Genomic DNA, 16910 nt, shown 5'->3' on the forward strand with positions numbered 1-16910 from the left:
CGACCTTGATGCGCGCTCTCTGCCTGCCCTTTTTTGCCCTGCTGTTATTGCTGGTGAACACCGGTGCCCAGGCTATTGTGCTGGTGGCGGCCGAGCTGCCCCCCTATGTCATTCGCTCCTCTCACGGCAAACCAAGCGGTGTCGCCATCGAGATCATGGAAGAGGCCGCGCGACGCCTCAAAGAACCGCTCACCATCGAGCTGATGCCACTGGCCAGAGCCCTGACTCAGGCTATCCACCGCAAGGATGTGCTGCTGATCCCGCCGGTACGCAGCACTCAACGGGAACACCTCTACTACTGGGTAACACCGATACTCGATGACGATTTTGTCATCGTCAGCGATCGCCGCTTTCATCCTTCTCCCCTCAAAGTGGCAGATCTCCCACCGCTGCAGATCGGCACCCTGCGCTACTCCTTCGGTCAGCATCTGCTGAGACAACGACTTAAGCTTGAAAGTGATACCGTGGCCACCGAGAAGCTCAATGCCCAGAAATTGCATCGGGGCCGTATCGATGCCTGGGTGGCCGCCTGGAACGCCATCCTCTACAACCAGCGCCTTGGTGATTTGCCAACCGACCGGCTGGTACGCGGGGAGACTCTTATGCGTACCCAGTTTTATGTCGCCGCCAGCAAGGAGTTCTCCTTCACCGAGGGACGTCGCTGGCAAGCCGTGATAGACGAGATGCGCCATGATGGCACACTGGCGCGGATCATCCGTCAGTACAACTATCAGGCTCCTGAGTAGTCACTCAATCACGGTTGCCAAGGCCGGCCAGAATGGTTATGGTAGCCCCATGAAAATACTCGCTATTTCCTCGCATTTGCTCACACCCTGCTGAGCCCCCACCTCGCTCCTTCGGCCGCGAGTCGCTTGGGGGCATGGCATTTTCAATCGCTTAAACCTGTTGAATCCATTTTTGTAACACCCAGTGTGATGGCCAACCTGCACCCGCCGGTATGGGCCTATCCGCTATTGATAAGGAATATCTTATGAAACAACCTCATCTGGTTATCTCCAGCCTTGATCTGGACCGTATCGAACAACTGCTCGGCAACCACCCGCAGCATCTGGCCCTGCAAGAGGAGCTGGACCGCGCCGAGATCCGCGAACCGGCCGACATGCCGCCGGACGTGGTCACCATGAACAGCAAGGTGCGCTTCAAGATGCAGAGCAGCGGCAACGAGTTCTGCCTCACCCTGGTCTATCCGCGCGATGCCAAGGGCGACGAGAGCAATATCTCGGTACTGGCGCCGGTGGGCAGCGCCCTGCTCGGCTTGAAAGTGGGCGACAGCATCGCCTGGCCGGGCCCGGCCGGTCGCACCATCGAGGTCGAAATTCTGGAAGTGGTCTATCAGCCGGAACGCGCCGGCGAGCTGCACCGCTGAGTCCCCCGGGCTGGTCATCCCCCTGTTGATCAGCCCGCTTGCTCGCCCTTGCCAGCTGATCCCGATCAAGCTTTGCGCACCTTGTCCCCCGGTTTTTAGCCCCTTTTCCTGCTGCTGCTTGAGCCTGACTCGGGGGGCAGGTATCTTGTTGGCCGCGTCATGGTCATGACGCACCGAATTTCAGGCTGACATCATGATAAAAATTGCCCTCATCGACGATCACCAGATCGTCCGATCCGGTTTTGCCCAACTGCTCAATCTGGAGCCCGACCTGCAGGTGGTCGCCGAATTCGGCTCCGCCAGCGACGCTCTTGCCGGCCTGCCCGGCTGCGGGGCGCGAGTCTGCGTCTGCGACATCTCGATGCCCGACCAATCGGGGCTGGATCTGCTCAAGCAGCTCCCCTCCGGCCTTGCGGTGGTGATGCTCTCGGTGCACGACAGCCCGGCCCTCATCGAGCAGGCCTTGCAAACTGGCGCCAAGGGGTTTCTCTCCAAGCGCTGCAGTCCGGACGAGCTGATCGCCGCCGTACGCACCGCCGCCCAGGGGGGGTGTTATCTTACGCCGGACATCGCCCAGAAACTGGCCAGCAGCAGCCGGGATCCCCTCACCAATCGGGAGCGGGAGATTGCCCAGTTGCTGGCACAGGGGCTGGAGGTGAAGGCCATCGCCGAGCAGCTTGGACTCTCCCCCAAGACGGTTCACGTCCATCGCGCCAACCTGATGGACAAGCTCAAGGTCAGCAACAACGTCGAGCTGGCCCACCGCATGCTGGATAGCTGGTGATCTCCCGTTTTGCCAGCTATGTCGCCATCACGCTGGCGGCCTGCTTCATCTTTGCCGCCGGCTGGTTTTGCCTCTGGAGCATCAGCCTGCATCTGGCGGGCGGCCCGGCGCTGGCGGTGCTGCTGTTCCCCTTCGGCCTGCGCCTCGGCTTGCTGCTGCAAAGCCCGGGCCACTACTGGCCGCCGCTATTATTGTGCGAAGGGCTGCTGCTCTACTGGCTCAATCTGGAGGTGGGGCTGCCCCACTGGCCTTGGCTGGTCGCAGGCAGTCTGCTGACCCTGCTACCGCTGCTGATTGCCCGTCGCCAACAGGTGCGCAACGACTGGCAGCAACTGTTGCTGCTGCTCGCCACCGTCACGGCGGCGGCGCTGCTGCAAGCCCTGCTCTGGCATCTGGCCAGGGAAGATGGCCTCTCGGCCCTGCTGCTCAGCCTGACCGGCGGGCTGACGCTGACCTCCACCTGCATGCTGATCTGGCACTACCTCACCCGCGCCACCTGGGTGCCGCTGGGGCCTGCGCTGGTGGATCAGCCGGTAGAGTGGCGCTTTCGCCATCTGGTCTGGTATCTGCTGCTGTTCGTATTGAGCCTCTGGCTGCAACTGGGATTGCCCAACTCGCTGGTACGCTTCACCCCGTTTTGTCTGGCCATCCCCATCATCGCCATGGCGTGGCGCTACGGCTGGCAAGGGGCGCTGCTCGCCACCCTGATGAACACCATCGCCCTGCTGGCCAGTCAGGCCTGGCACGATCACCCGCTGGATCTGCTGCTCTCCCTGCTGGCCCAGAGCCTCACCGGCCTGCTGCTGGGTGCCGGGATCCAGCGCCAACGCGAACTCAATCAGGCGCTGACCCGCCAGCTCGCCCACAATCGCCAGCTCACCGAGCGGCTGCTGGAGACCGAGGAGAGCATCCGCAAGGAGGTAGCGCGCGAGCTGCACGACGACATCGGCCAGACCATCACAGCCATTCGAACCCAGGCAGGGATCGTGCGCCGCCTCGCCCCCGACAACGCCGGGGTGGGCCAGAGCAGCACCCTCATCGACACACTGTCGCTCGGGATCTACGACGCGGTGCGCGGCCTGCTCGGGCGGCTGCGCCCGCGCCAGCTCGACGACATGACTCTGGAACAGGCGGTACGGGCACTGCTGCGGGAGCTGGAGCTGGAGCGTCACGGCATCGTCACCCGGCTGGAGTGGCAGCTGGCGGATGGGGATCTCTCGGATGCCCAGCGGGTCACCCTGTTTCGGGTCTGTCAGGAGGGGCTCAACAACGTGGTCAAACATGCCAACGCCCACTCGGTCACCATTCGCGCCCGTGCCAGCGGCGAGCAGCTGCAACTGGTGCTGGAAGATGATGGCCGCGGCCTGCCGGAAAGCCGCCCGCAACAGGGCTATGGCCTGCTCGGCATTCGCGAGCGGGTACAAGCGCTCGGTGGCAGTCTGCAACTCTCCTGCATCCACGGCACCCAGCTGACGGTCAACCTGCCCAGTCGCAGACGGGAAGAAAGTCATGGCTAATCACCACCAGAGGGCCTGCCTGTGCTGAGTTTTATGAGAAGCGCGCCGCCCCGGCCCCTTATCCGGGATCAGGCCGAGATCGATGCCACCTATCGCCACTGGCGGCTGCACCTGCTGCTGACCATGTATCTGGGCTACGCGGTCTTCTACTTCACTCGCAAGAGTTTCAACTTCGCCATGCCGGACATGCTGGCGAGCGGCATGCTGGACAAGTCCGATATCGGCATGCTTTGGACTCTGTTCTACATCACCTACGGCTGCTCCAAGTTCTTCTCCGGCATCATCAGTGACCGCGCCAACCCGCGCTACTTTATGGGCGTCGGACTGATGGCCACCGGCGTTATCAACATACTGTTCGGCCTCTCGTCGGCACTCTGGATGTTTGCCGCCCTCTGGGTCGCCAACGCCTTCTTCCAGGGCTGGGGCTGGCCCCCCTGCTCCAAGCTGCTCACCAGCTGGTATTCGCGCACCGAGCGCGGGGTCTGGTGGTCGGCCTGGAACACTGCCCACAACGTCGGCGGGGCGCTCATTCCCCTTATCGTCAGCACCATCGCTCTGCAGCATGGCTGGCGCTACGGCATGATAGTGCCCGGCCTTATCGCCATCATCGCGGGATTGTTCCTCTGCTGGCGGCTGCGGGATACCCCGAGCGCCATGGGATTGCCCACTGTGGGCGAGTGGCGCAAGGATGCCATGGAGCTGGCCCAGCAGACTCAGGATGCGGGGCTCTCCCATCGCCAGATCCTGCGTAAATATGTACTGGGCAACCCCTATATCTGGCTGCTCGCCTGCTGTTACGTGCTGGTCTATGTGGTGCGCACCGCCATCAATGATTGGGGCAATCTCTACATGACCGAGCAGCGCGGCTTCAATCTGATGAGCGCCAACTCGGCCATCTCCATGTTCGAGGTGGGAGGCTTTATCGGTGCGCTGGTGGCGGGCTGGGGATCGGACAAGCTGTTCAACGGCAACCGTGGCCCGATGAACCTCATCTTTGCGGTGGGGATCCTGCTGGCGGTGGGATCGCTCTGGCTGATGCCCTTCTTCAGCTATGTGATGCAGGCGGCCTGCTTCTTCACCATCGGCTTTTTCGTGTTCGGCCCCCAGATGCTGATCGGCATGGCGGCAGCGGAGTGCTCCCACAAGAATTCAGCAGGGGCAGCCACCGGCTTTGTCGGTCTGTTCGCCTACATGGGGGCGGCGCTGTCGGGCTATCCGCTGGCCAAGGTGATGGAGATCTGGCACTGGAACGGCTTCTTCGTAGTGATCTCGGTGGCGGCAGGCGTCTCGGCCCTGCTGCTGCTCCCCTTCCTCAAGGCGCAGGCACCGAGAGCAGCTCAAGCGAATGCAGAGTAGCGGGTGGCAGCTGACGAACTATATCCGGCACGCAGAAACAAACAGGGCGCGGATCACCGCGCCCTGATGTTATTCCTGAAGCTATCCCTGCCTCAAGCCGCCTGACAGACCCGGTTCTTCCCTTCCCGTTTGGCACGATAGAGGGCGTCGTCCGCGCGCCGGAACAGGTGGTCGAAATGCCACTCTCCCTGCCAGTGGGCGACCCCCATGCTGACAGTAATATGGATCCCCTCTACCTCGCTGGCCGCAAGCTGAACCCGCAGTGACTGGCAACGGGCGATCGCCTCGTCTGCGGTGGCATGGCGAAACAGCAACACAAACTCCTCGCCCCCAAAGCGACCGGCCAACACCCCCTCCAGATCGCGCAGCGCCAGCCCGACCCGCTCCAGCACCCGATCGCCCACCTCATGACCATGCCGATCGTTGACCTGCTTGAAGTCATCCAGATCGAGCACCACCAGCGCCCCCTGTTGTGCAGGCCGTCCACGGGCCAGACGTTCCATAAAACCGCGACGATTGAACAACCCGGTCAGCGGGTCATGACTGGCCTGATAGCGCAGCTCCAGCGCCCGGTGCTGGTTGCAGAGCAGCAGCACCCCGAAGGTGAGCATGGAGCTGCCCACCAGCATGGAGACATAGGGCAACACGTTGAACAGCTGACGCTGGAACGGGCTTTCGATCACCTCGCCCCACACGGTAAACATCCGCATCAGGGTCATGGCGATCAGCACCAGATTGAGGCCAATCAGCACCCAAACCGCCACCTGATAATCAGGGCGGCCGTGACGCCAGAGCTGCCAGATGATGAGCAAACTGAGCACGAGGAAGGTGGCGCTGCTGATCATCACCCGCACCGCAATCCGGCCATCGATGGCGACCGACCAGGTCATGACGGCGGCAAACAGCAGGATGAAGCCCCAGCAGGCGCGCCAGCCGGGTGGTTGACGGAAGAAACAGCGCTGGGCGACCAGCAGCAACGACACATGAAAAATCAGGAATACATTGCCAACCCAGGAGCCATAAGGCGTGGGGGTCAGCAGCAGACTGGCGAATCCCGCCTGGCCCAGCATGGCAAACAGGCTGGACCACCACCAGACCCCGACGCCAGGAATATCGTGGTGGGTAACGCGAATGATGGTAAGAGTGAGGAAACCGAGACAATAGCCACACAAGGCCATGATCATCAAGGTAAAAATATCCAGCTTAAGCAGTAGTGAGGCGTCCATACCAAAGCCATACAGAGAGGGTAACTGAGTATATGAGAAGCGTTTGCCTAGACCCAGAGGGACCTGACTGTTTTCACAATAAAAACATCCTGTTCGTCGGTTTTTCGCGCTGCTGGATCACTCTCGCCATTCCGTCACCACAGGTTCGATGCATACCCGCTGATGAGATCCCCCAGACAAAAGCCACATGCGAGCCCCTCGCTATGTAACAAAATGTCTTGGGCACAATTTGGGCTTGAACCCACCCCATTAGATAGATATGTTGTTTTCGTGTGATTTTATGAATGAAGCCATGAGCAATAAATGTCTCTAACCTGTTGAGTCTTCTGACACAATCTGTTTTTGGTACATTTTTCACTCAACCACTATTCATAGCATCTCATATGGGGCTTTTGTCCCGCTCAAGACATTCATCCTGTCTTGCCTGTTGCCGGATGCAGCAGTCTCTTGTGCCACGGAGTCGCACGGGATCAGGTTCAAGGCCGAACACACCACCGACAGAGACGTCACTTATGATCAAAAAACTGATTCTTTCTACCCTGCTATTTTGCGGGATCGCCACAGCGGCCCCGACCCCAGCCCCCACGTCTACCCTGGATGCCGTGCTCGAACGCGGCGTGCTGCGAGTTGGCTTCGATGCGGGCTATCAACCCTTTGAAATGACCAACAAGCAGGGCCAATACATCGGCTTTGACGTGGATCTCGCCAAGATGGTCGCCAAAGAGATGGGCGTGAAGGTCGAGTTCGTCAACACCGCCTGGGATGGCATCATTCCGGCACTGCTGACCAACAAGTTCGACGTCATCATGGGCGGCATGACCGTCACTCCCCAGCGCAATCTGCGGGTCAACTTCGCCGATCCTTACATCGTGGTCGGCCAGACCATAGTCCTGCGCAAAGAGAAGGCGGGCGAAATCAAATCCTTCACCGATCTGAACGATCCCAAGTACAAGATCGCGGTCAAGCTCGGCACCACCGGCGAGCAGGCAGTCAAGCGCCTGATCCCGAAAGCCACCCTGCTGCAGTTTGAAACCCAGGATGACGCCAAGCTGGAGGTGATCAACGGCAAGGTCGATGCCTTCGTCTATGACCTGCCCTACAACGCCATTTTCGCCTCCCAGAACAAGGGCGCCGTGGTACACCTCGACAAGCCGTTCACCTTCGAGCCGCTGGCCTGGGCCATCCGCAAAGGGGATCAGGACACCCTCAACTGGTTCAACAACTACCTGCGCCAGATCAAGGGCGATGGCAGCTACGACCGTCTCTACAAGAAGTGGTTCGAATCCAACGCCTGGCTGAATCAGCTCAAATAACCTCCGGGGGGCGGCAAATGCCGCCCCTGCACCACGCAGCTCCCCACACAATAACGAGAAGAGGTTGTGACTGTGCACACACCCAAACCGACAAGACAGATGGAAAAACAGCCCAATCAGCTACTCTGGCATGGGGTTTTCCTGCTGATGCTGCTGGTTGCCGTATTCGGCATCTACAAGGCTGTCCAGTCAGTGGATTACACCTGGCGCTGGGAACGCATTCCCCAATACATCGCCTATCAGGCGGAACAGAAGAATCTGGCCGAATTTGACGGCACCGTGATGGCGGGTACCAGCGAGGCCGAGAAGGGCAAGCTGTTCCTGCAAGACGATCTTGACCCCAATGTGCGGCAAGCCATTGCCAGTACCGGCATACAAGTCGCCGAAGGGGATACCGTTTTTCGTGGCGATACCCTCGACACCCAACTGAGCTGGACCGCAGGCCCCATCGCTTGGGGCGTCTGGATGACCATCAAGCTCTCGCTGGTGGCGGGCATCTTCGCCATTTTGCTCGGCACCCTGGCCGGACTGGCCCGCCTCTCCCCCAACCCGGCTTTGCGCAATCTGGCCATCACCTATGTGGAGCTCATTCGCGGCACCCCGCTGCTGGTGCAGATCTTCATCGTCTACTTCTTTATCGGCACAGTGCTGAACCTCGATCGCTTCACCGCCGGGGTCGCCGCACTGGCCGTCTTTACCGGCGCCTATGTGGCGGAGATCGTGCGTGCCGGCATCAGCTCTATCCACAAGGGGCAGATGGAAGCGGGCCGCAGTCTGGGCCTCACCTCGGCCCAGACCATGCGCTACGTCATCCTGCCGCAGGCCTTCAAGCGGGTACTGCCGCCACTGGCGGGTCAGTTCATCAACCTGATCAAGGACTCCTCGCTGGTGTCGGTCATCTCCATCACCGATCTGACCAAGGCGGGACGCGAGGTGGTGAGCTCCACTTTCAGCCCGTTCGAGGTGTGGTTCACCGTGGCGCTGCTCTATCTGGTACTGACCGGTACCCTCTCCTTCCTGGTGCGCCGTCTCGAGGTGAAATATGCGAAAAGCAACTGATCCCATCATCGAGGCTCAACAGATGTCGAGCCGTGCTGCCATCAGCGGCACGCCCTGCGCCTTCCCGGTGCGTTTTCTGGAGGCGAAATATGCGCACAGCAACTGATCCCATCATCAAGGCGACCGGTGTCGAGAAGTTCTACGGCAGCGAAGTGCACGCCCTGAAAAATGTCAGCACCCAGGTCGCCGAAGGGGAAGTGGTAGTGATCGTCGGCCCCAGCGGCTCCGGCAAGTCCACCTTCCTGCGCACCCTCAACCAGCTGGAGACCATCAACGACGGCAATATCGTGGTCGATGGCATCAGCCTGACCGAGCCGGGCGATGTCAACAAGCTGCGGGAAGAGGTGGGCATGGTGTTCCAGTCCTTCAACCTCTTCCCCCACCTGACGGTGCTGGATAATATCTGCCTCGCGCCGCAGAAGGTGCGTGGCCTGTCGCGCCGTGAGGCCGAAGACAGAGCCAAGGCGCTGCTGCTGAAAGTGGGGCTGTCGGTGAAAGCGGCCAGCTATCCCTCCCAACTCTCCGGCGGTCAGCAACAGCGGGTGGCCATTGCCCGGGCACTCGCCATGCAGCCACGCATCATGCTGTTTGACGAGCCCACCAGTGCGCTCGACCCCGAAATGGTGGGGGAAGTGCTGGAGGTGATGAAAGAGTTGGCCCGCGAAGGGATGACCATGGTGGTGGTGACCCACGAGATGGGCTTTGCCCGCGAGGTGGCGGATCGGGTGCTCTTTATGGAGAGTGGCGAACTGCTGGTGGATGAAAAACCGGCCGATTTCTTCGACAATCCACCCTCCCCACGCCTGCGCCAGTTCCTGAGTCAGGTGCTGTAGCCAACATGCTCTGCTGGATAAACGAAGAGGGACCGCAAGGTCCCTCTGCTTGTGTGTCACGCTGAGCAGGCTTAACCCAGCTGAACCCGAGTGCCCATCTCATCGGCTCAGCGCGGGGACTTTCCCAGATAGCGCTCCACGATCACTTTCACCCCGTCACGTTTTTTGAGCTGATAGAGCTCCTTGTCAAACTGGTCGATAAAGGCCTGTTTGTAGGGGTACTCCCCCTTGCGGCTGTAGCCGAGAAACCCCTGCTCCTTGCTGAGCACCGGCCCCTGTTTGAGCAGGGACATATCGGCCACCGCCAGCTGATCGGCCTTTATCATGTTGAGCAACTCATAGAGCAGGGAGAGGCGATCATTGATGGTGCAATCGACCCGGCCGCGGACAATCTTGAGCAGGTTCTCCCGATTGCTTTTCACCTCCTCCACGTCGATCTGCTTCTCTTTTACCGCCTGCCAGAAGGCATCGCCGCCGACGGCAAAACCGGCGTTCATGCCAAAGCGCAAACCGTGATAGTCGAGCGGAAAGCTGGCCTGTGGGGTATTGGCCACTACACTGGCGCCGCACATCACCACCAGCTCTTCATCCAGCATCGGCTGGGAGTAGGGCCACATGTAAGGGCGGGTGTCGGGCATGTAGTAGGGTGGAAAAATAGCGAAGGCTGTCCCCTGTTCCACCATGCTCAGACCGCGCCGCCACGGCATAGGCTTGAGTACAACCTCATAGTCAGGCATGGCAGAGGTCACCTCGCGGATGATGTCGGCATAGATCCCCCTGACCTCCTCCCCCTCCTGCCAGGAGTAGGGAGGATAGGCGGCATCTGCCAGGATCTCGACCCGGGTCTTGGCGTGCGCCATCATGCACAACCCCAGCAACAAGCAACACCAGACGCGCATAAGCCAGCACCTCCTGAAAAAGCCTGCATCAAGCATAGCCATCCGCCGCGCCTTCCTCTGCTTCCGCGCCATATTTCATGCCATCTCTTCGTTGGCTGAAAAATGTTAATGAAATATTAAAACCATCCTTTATGCTGGAGAGCAATTGCTCTGAATGGATGGCCGCATATGGATGTGCAACTGCTTCTGCTCTACCTCTCCCCAGTTTTTCTGGCCTTTATCGGCTGGGAGATGCTCTACCTGCGCAAACATGGCGCGGCCTTTCCCACTGCCACCTACCAGTGGCGGGATCTGTTCGCCAACGCAGCCCTGGCCCTGATGCATCAGGGGGGCGATGCCCTGGCGGCCATCGCCATTGCTTATCTGTATGATACCCTCTGGGGCTGGCGACTGTTCGATATCGAGCTGAATCTCTGGAGTGTGCTACTGCTGTTCCTGTTGCAGGATCTCTGTTACTGGCTGTTCCACTTCACCAGCCACCATGTGCGCTGGCTGTGGGCCTCCCACGTGGTGCACCACAGCTCGGAGCGGCTCAACCTCTCCACCGCTTTTCGTCAGAGCCTGATGTATCCCATCTCCGGCATGTGGCTGTTCTGGATCCCGATGATTGTCATCGGCTTCCCGCCCGAGGCGGTAGTCGCCACCGTGCTGATGAGCCTCGGTTTCCAGTTCTTCGTCCACACCCAGGTGGTGGGCAAGCTTGGCGGGCTGGAGTGGATCTTCAACACCCCCTCCCACCACAGGGTGCACCACGCCAGCAACACCAAATACATAGACCGCAACTTCGCCGGGGTGCTGATCATCTGGGATCGGCTGTTCGGCACCTTTGTGGAAGAAGACCCTGCCGAGCCATGCCGCTTCGGCATCACCAAGCCGATCCACAGCTTCAACCCCTTCATCCTCACTTTCCACGAGTGGCGCGATATGCTGCGCGATGCCCGTGGCCTACCCTGGCGACAAAAACTCGCGGTGCTGTTTGGCAAACCGGCTGGGCCTGCCAGCCGCTAGGCCTTCGCCCCGAATCGCAACTCCCGGATAGCAAGCCCCTGATAACCAGTCCCTGATAACAAGAGAGCGCCACGGTGGCGCTCTCTTTTATGGTCAGCCATATCTTCGGTGTCAAAGATGGGCGAACGACCAGACGGCGGGGATCAGGCTCAGCAAGGTCACTCCGGCCAACAGCCTCTCGCGACCGCTCAGGCAAAGATCTGTGCCCAGCTGACGGCGGCTGTAGAGAAACAGCAGCAGACCCGGCCCGTAGAGCAGCAAGGAGAGCAACAGATACTCAACCCCGGCGGCATAGAGCAGCCAGAAGCCGTAACCGCTCGACACCAGCGCCACTGCCCGCATCAGGCCTCGCCCCTGCCCACTCTCCTCCTCCTTGCTGAACGAAAGCTTGAGCAAGAACAGGCCGATCAGCAGGTAAGGCACCAAAATCATCGAGGTCGATATAAGCAGCAGACTGGTGTAGCCCTTGCCGAGCAGCCATACCAGCAGCAGGCAAGTCTGCACCGTCAGGCTGGTGAGCCAGAGCGATGCGATAGGCGTCCCGTTGCGGTTCTGGCGCCGGAAGATAGCAGGAAACGCACCGTGGCGGGCCGCGCTGAACGGTACCTCCGCCGAGAAGAGGGTCCAGCTCACGTAGGAGGCAAGCACCGAGACGATCAGGCCGACGCTGATGAGCAGCTTGCCCCAGAGCCGGTCATCTGGGCCATCAGCCCAGCCATGGAAGGGTTGGGCAGCGCCGCCAGCTCGGGCCGACTCAATATTCCGAGCGCCAGCACCGAGATAAGCACATAGAGCAGCAGCGCCAGCACCACGCCGAGCACGGTGGCCGTCCCCACATCCCGCCGGTTTCTGGCGCGGGCCGACAACACCGCTGCCCCCTCGATACCGGTGAAGACCCAGAGAGTGATGAGCATGGTATTGCGCACCTGCTCGGAGACCGGCACCGCCAGGGTGCTGCCCTGCTGATCCGCCGCGAAGGTGACCGGATCGAACCAGTAGCAGGCAAACAGGATAAACAGCAGCAGCGGCAGGCTCTTGGCCAGGGTCGCCACCAGATTGAATAGCGCCGCCTGCTGCACGCCACGGGCCACCAGCAGGTGCACCGCCCAGAGGATGCAAGACTCGCCGACAAACGCCGCCAGAGTGTTGCCCTCACCAAACCAGATCTGCTCGGGGGTGTCGACAAAGCTGCCCAGCGCGGCAAAGGCGATCACCAGATAGCCCACCACGCCGATGGTGGCGCAGAGCCAATAACCCCAGGCGGAGAAAAAGCCCACCAGATCGCCAAAACCGGCGCGGGCGTAGCTGTAGATACCGCCGTCGAGATCCGGCCTGAGTCGCGACAGATAGAGAAAACTCATGGCGAGCGCCAGGATGCCCACACCCGTCACGCCCCAGCCGATCAGCACGGCGCGGGCGCCTGCCACCTCGGCCATGTTCTGGGGCAGGCTAAAAATCCCCGCCCCCACCATGGAGCTGAACACCAGCGCGGTGAGTGACCAGAGCCCAATCTTGCTCTCTTTCATGGAAGCTCCTTAGCGCAACCGGCGGCTCAGCGCCTGAATATGCTCGGGGCCGATGCCACAGCAGCCGCCGATGAGGTTCGCCCCGGCTGCGCGCCAGCGCTCGGCCCAGCCAAGGTAATCCAGCGGCCCCAGATCGGCGCGGATCTCGTCCAGCCCGTCATTGGCGGTGGCCTCTTTGGGCTGCGGCGGGAAGGCGTTGGCATAGGCACCGAGCCGGATGTCGCTGCGACCCTTTGCCTGCAACGCTGCACTGGCCACCTTGAGCGCCCCCTCAATCACCTCGGGCTGGCAGCAGTTGAACAGGATGGCATCGACCCCGGCCGCCACCAGCGAGCTCACCGCATCGGCCACCCGCTCGCCGGAGCGCAGTGTCGGCTCATTGCCCGGCGCCTCATCTTCCAGCGTGAAGGAGACCCATAACGGCTTGCCGTCATCAGGCAGCAGCGCTTTCAGGGCCAGTGGCTCGGCAATCAGGCTCATGGTCTCGGCCAGCCAGATATCCACATAAGGGGATAGCGCCCGGATAAGCGGCGTCGCCAGCTCGTTCACCCGGTCCGCCTTGAACAGGTCGGCACGGTAGGAGCCAAAGAGCGGCGGCAGAGAACCCGCCACCCGCACGGCGCCCTTCTGCGCGTCAGCCACCTCACGGGCCAGTTGACCAGCCAGCGCTGCCAGCCCCTCCCCGTCGGCAAAGAAACGCTCATCGCCGATATGAAACGGCACCAGCGCATAACTGTTGGTGGTGATGACCCGGGCACCGCTCGCCACAAAGGCCTGATGCACATCACGCACCGTCTCTGGCGCCTCCATCAAGGCCAGCGCCGACCACTCGGGTTGACGAAACGGTGCCCCCCGCCTTGCCAACTCGCGCCCCATGCCCCCATCCAGCACCCACAATTCCCTGGTTTCCATCTGTCGTGTCTCTTTGTTTTATGCGTTGTTTATTTGCGTATTTATCTGTTTGTTTTGTTGATCTGCGGTTTCACGCTGAATCGCTGCAGATCGTCCTGCTTCATCCTGGGAAGCCCTTTTATTATGCAGCCATAAAAACATATGGATGTTTAGATGGCCAAAACAAGATAAAACAAAGTGCCACGGGCGGCAATCAGTATCAGCAGAAATCAGCGTGCAAACGGCGAGGCAAACGCAGAAATGCAAGAGGCCACCCGAAGGTGGCCTCATCACAATCTTGATCCGCTGGCAGTTTAACGCCCGGCCAGCACTCGCTTGATCTGTTTGACCCAGTCGGAGACCCGACCCTGCTGCGGCAGGCCACGCCAGATCTGCTCCCACTGGGCAGGGCTGAGCGGACGACCGAGGCGACGCTGCACACCCGCATAGAGGTAGTCATGGGCCGTGGTGGCCGCATGCTCGGAGGTGAGGAATTTGGAGACCGGATCGGTCAACCGCACATCCCGCATGCCGAGCAGCGGATAGTCATTGTGCACCGCTGCCAGCATGGTCTCGCGCATGGCAGACTCGATGTAGCCACGGGCAAACAGGGCAGTCACAGACTCCAGCGACCCCTGATCCGGGCCATGATACTGCTCATCAAAGACCGGGCTCGGTTCGGCCATGCCGCTTTGTACCACCGCATCGGGATCCGGCTGCGGCACGACTACAGCAGGCTTGGGGGCAACCGGCTTGGCTGCCACTGTGGCTTTGCGCGGCGCACTCTGACTACAGGCACCCAGTGCCAGGGCGAGCGCGACACAGGCCAGCGCACGGGAATGAGACTGCATCATCTTCATGACTCTTATGTCGCTCCTTTTACGATTCCTGAGCAGGCTTCTCGGCCACAGCCGGTTCGACCCGGGTAACCAGCAGCTGATCAATCTTGTAACTGTCGATATCCACCACTTCGAACTTGTAACCGGCGTATTTGACCGAGTCAGTGCGCTTGGGGATCTTGCGCAGCATATACATGATAAAGCCGGCGATGGTCTCGTAGTTCTGGTTCTCGGGGAACTCTTCGATATCGAAGGCGCGCATCACGTCGGAGATGGGGGTAACCCCGTCCACCAGCCAGGAGTTCTCGTCGCGCTGGACGATCTGCTCTTCCACCACGTGGGTGGCCCACTCACCCATGACGGTGCTCATCAGGTCGTTCATGGTGACAATCCCCACCACCAGCGCGTACTCGTTCATCACCACGGCAAAGTCACCACGATGATTCTTGAAGTACTCCATCGCCTCATAGAGGTTCAGGGTATCGGGGATGATGATGACGTTCTGCACCAGGTTGCCACCGATCAGGTCGATGCTCTGGCCGCCGATAACGCGGATCAGCAACTCTTTGGCATCGACAAAGCCCTTGATGCTGTCGAGGTTGTGGTCACAGACCAGAAACTTGTTGTGGGGATGTTCGGCGATCTTCGCCTTGATGCTCTCTTCACTCTCTTGCAGGGTGAAGTAGATGAGGCTCTCGCGGGCCGTCATGGCAGAGGTGACACCAAGGGACTGCAACTCGAATACGTTCTCGATGAGCTGATGCTCCTCGCGCTGGATAACCCCCGCCTCGGCACCGGCATCCATCACCGCATAGATATCGTCGGAGGTGATCTCGTCGTTACGCACGGTGGAGACACGCATCAGACGGAACAGGGAGTTGGCCAATCCGTTGAAGACCCACACCAGCGGCATCAGCACGGTGACGAAGAAGAGCATGGGGCGCACCACCACCACGGCAATCTGCTCGGGCATGGTCATAGCCAGACGCTTGGGCATCAGATCGGCGATCAGGATAAACATGCCGGTGACGAACACGAAGGAGGCACCGGAGCTGATCTCGCCAAGCCAGGGCCCTTGGTAGAACTGGGAGACAATCCCCTTGATGGCGGGGTTGAGGGCAGACTCACCCAGGATACCGCCCAGAATGGCGACGGTATTGAGGCCAATCTGCACCACGGTGAAAAAGTTGCCCGGCTGGGCCTGCAGGGCCAGCACCTTTTCGGCCTGGCGATTACCTTCATCTGCCATCACCTGCAATTTGATTTTGCGAGACGCGGCGAGAGAGATCTCGGAGAGGGAGAAGAACACACTGCCGCCAACCAGCAGCATTAAAAAGAACAAACTATCGGCAAAACTCATGATTAACCTATTGCTACACCCGCCTTAGCACAAGACGGCAAACTGGGCCCGGGAGACCGGACCGTGAGCCCATCCGGGACTCACACAGGGGGAGTATTCTATCAGAAAACAGCCAGTTGGGGGCTTTATCTTACTCCGACCAGTTATGCAACAAAAAAGGCGCTTCACGCGCCTTTTTATTCACTTCCGGTTAGCCCTTGCCCAGCAAGGTGCCCAGATCGTCCGCCTTGGTATGGCGCACATCCTTGCCTTTCACGTAGTAGACGATGTACTCGCAGATGTGCTGGCAGCGATCGCCGACCCGCTCGATGGCACGCGCCGCCCACAGCACGTTGAGCACCTGGGGGATGGTGCGGGGATCTTCCATCATATAGGTCATCAGCTCGCGGATGATGGACTCGTACTCGCGGTCTACCTTGTCATCTTCCTTGTAGACAGCCAGCGCGGCATCCAGATCCATGCGGGCGAAGGCGTCGAGCACATCGTGCAGCATCTTGATGGTACGACGGCCCATGTTCTCCAGCGACACCAGCGGCGGCTGCGGCTTGTTGGCGTTGTCGGTCAGCATGCGGGCGATCTTGTCGGCCACGTCGCCAATGCGCTCCAAGTCGGTGATGGTCTTGATGATGGCCATCACCAGTCGCAGGTCGGAGGCGGTCGGCTGACGCTTGGCGATGATGCGGGTGCACTCCTCGTCGATCGCCACTTCCATCGCGTTGACCTTGTGGTCGTTGGCCACGATTTTACGCGCCGCATCGAGATCCTGATCGTGGATCGCCGCAATGGCGTCGGTGAGCTGCTGCTCCACCAGACCGCCCATCACCAGCACCTGGTTGCGCACGCTCTCTAGCTCGGCATTGAACTGACCGGAGATGTGTTTATTGAGGTTCATATTGTCCATACAAATAATCC

16 protein-coding genes and 1 pseudogene are annotated in these 16910 nt (G+C 60.3%); 10 read left to right on the forward strand and 7 right to left on the reverse strand.

The genetic code is table 11. The features are described 5' to 3' along the window. The first annotated feature begins 8 nt into the window (after nucleotides 1-8). From ACTG2U_RS05375 to ACTG2U_RS05395, 5 genes are all read left to right on the forward strand, one after another. Nucleotides 9-746: a substrate-binding periplasmic protein gene (locus tag ACTG2U_RS05375; protein ID WP_323905894.1), complete on the forward strand. Its 738-nt coding sequence runs from the start codon at nucleotides 9-11 to the stop codon at nucleotides 744-746. A 245-nt stretch (nucleotides 747-991) separates the two neighbouring features. Continuing rightward, nucleotides 992-1387, forward strand: a complete 396-nt coding sequence (gene rnk, locus ACTG2U_RS05380; RefSeq protein ID WP_005334070.1) for a nucleoside diphosphate kinase regulator — start codon at nucleotides 992-994, stop codon at nucleotides 1385-1387. A 193-nt stretch (nucleotides 1388-1580) separates the two neighbouring features. Beyond that, nucleotides 1581-2171, forward strand: coding sequence for a transcriptional regulator UhpA (gene uhpA, locus ACTG2U_RS05385; RefSeq protein WP_323905893.1), 591 nt, complete (start codon nucleotides 1581-1583; stop codon nucleotides 2169-2171). Next, nucleotides 2168-3688: a signal transduction histidine-protein kinase/phosphatase UhpB gene (gene uhpB / locus ACTG2U_RS05390; protein ID WP_439974161.1), complete on the forward strand. Its 1521-nt coding sequence runs from the start codon at nucleotides 2168-2170 to the stop codon at nucleotides 3686-3688. Before uhpA ends, uhpB begins: the two co-directional genes overlap by 4 nt. Before the next feature lie 21 nt (nucleotides 3689-3709). Then, nucleotides 3710-5044 (forward strand): MFS transporter, encoded by a 1335-nt coding sequence (locus ACTG2U_RS05395; protein WP_439974162.1) that lies wholly within the window; start codon nucleotides 3710-3712, stop codon nucleotides 5042-5044. A 92-nt stretch (nucleotides 5045-5136) separates the two neighbouring features. Here the strand turns inward: ACTG2U_RS05395 and ACTG2U_RS05400 are convergent, their stop codons facing one another. Beyond that, entirely contained in the window at nucleotides 5137-6270 is a 1134-nt protein-coding gene (locus ACTG2U_RS05400; protein ID WP_439974163.1) for a GGDEF domain-containing protein, read from the reverse strand. A gap of 512 nt (nucleotides 6271-6782) precedes the next feature. Between ACTG2U_RS05400 and ACTG2U_RS05405 the strand changes: the two genes are divergently transcribed. The 4 genes from ACTG2U_RS05405 (at nucleotide 6783) to ACTG2U_RS05420 (ending at nucleotide 9475) form a co-directional block, all read left to right on the forward strand. Next, a complete protein-coding gene (locus ACTG2U_RS05405; RefSeq protein WP_201955798.1) occupies nucleotides 6783-7583 on the forward strand; it encodes a transporter substrate-binding domain-containing protein in 801 nt (266 codons plus the stop codon). Between the two features lie 99 nt (nucleotides 7584-7682). Then, a complete protein-coding gene (locus tag ACTG2U_RS05410) occupies nucleotides 7683-8642 on the forward strand; it encodes an amino acid ABC transporter permease (RefSeq protein WP_439975108.1) in 960 nt (319 codons plus the stop codon). Continuing rightward, nucleotides 8626-8748: a hypothetical protein gene (locus ACTG2U_RS05415; RefSeq protein WP_439974164.1), complete on the forward strand. Its 123-nt coding sequence runs from the start codon at nucleotides 8626-8628 to the stop codon at nucleotides 8746-8748. The genes ACTG2U_RS05410 and ACTG2U_RS05415 overlap by 17 nt, the downstream gene beginning before the upstream one ends. Continuing rightward, the gene (locus tag ACTG2U_RS05420) at nucleotides 8732-9475 is read left to right on the forward strand and encodes an amino acid ABC transporter ATP-binding protein (RefSeq protein WP_439974165.1); all 744 of its coding nucleotides are present in this window, start codon (nucleotides 8732-8734) and stop codon (nucleotides 9473-9475) included. The genes ACTG2U_RS05415 and ACTG2U_RS05420 overlap by 17 nt, the downstream gene beginning before the upstream one ends. Nucleotides 9476-9582: 107 nt before the next feature. On the opposite strand, the gene ACTG2U_RS05425 is transcribed toward ACTG2U_RS05420, so the two are convergent. Then, nucleotides 9583-10374: a substrate-binding periplasmic protein gene (locus ACTG2U_RS05425; RefSeq protein ID WP_199258908.1), complete on the reverse strand. Its 792-nt coding sequence runs from the start codon at nucleotides 10372-10374 to the stop codon at nucleotides 9583-9585. Between the two features lie 168 nt (nucleotides 10375-10542). Here ACTG2U_RS05425 and ACTG2U_RS05430 point away from each other — a divergent pair, with 168 nt between their 5' ends. Further along, nucleotides 10543-11382, forward strand: coding sequence for a sterol desaturase family protein (locus ACTG2U_RS05430; RefSeq protein ID WP_439974166.1), 840 nt, complete (start codon nucleotides 10543-10545; stop codon nucleotides 11380-11382). Nucleotides 11383-11493: 111 nt separating this feature from the next. On the opposite strand, the pseudogene ACTG2U_RS05435 reads toward ACTG2U_RS05430, so the two are convergent. The 5 genes and pseudogenes from ACTG2U_RS05435 to phoU form a co-directional block, all read right to left on the reverse strand. Continuing rightward, nucleotides 11494-12908, reverse strand: a pseudogene (locus ACTG2U_RS05435) (basic amino acid/polyamine antiporter). 9 nt (nucleotides 12909-12917) lie between these two features. Next, on the reverse strand, nucleotides 12918-13820 hold the full coding sequence (locus ACTG2U_RS05440; RefSeq protein WP_064338279.1) for a homocysteine S-methyltransferase family protein: 903 nt from the start codon (nucleotides 13818-13820) through the stop codon (nucleotides 12918-12920). A 293-nt stretch (nucleotides 13821-14113) separates the two neighbouring features. After that, nucleotides 14114-14650: a hypothetical protein gene (locus ACTG2U_RS05445; protein ID WP_100654823.1), complete on the reverse strand. Its 537-nt coding sequence runs from the start codon at nucleotides 14648-14650 to the stop codon at nucleotides 14114-14116. A 28-nt stretch (nucleotides 14651-14678) separates the two neighbouring features. After that, the gene (locus ACTG2U_RS05450) at nucleotides 14679-15998 is read right to left on the reverse strand and encodes a hemolysin family protein (RefSeq protein WP_005334094.1); all 1320 of its coding nucleotides are present in this window, start codon (nucleotides 15996-15998) and stop codon (nucleotides 14679-14681) included. Nucleotides 15999-16188: 190 nt separating this feature from the next. After that, nucleotides 16189-16899, reverse strand: a complete 711-nt coding sequence (gene phoU, locus ACTG2U_RS05455; RefSeq protein ID WP_005334097.1) for a phosphate signaling complex protein PhoU — start codon at nucleotides 16897-16899, stop codon at nucleotides 16189-16191. Between the last annotated feature and the right edge of the window lie 11 nt (nucleotides 16900-16910).

Source organism: Aeromonas sp. 95A (assembly GCF_051919235.1).
Lineage (GTDB): Bacteria > Pseudomonadota > Gammaproteobacteria > Enterobacterales > Aeromonadaceae > Aeromonas > Aeromonas veronii.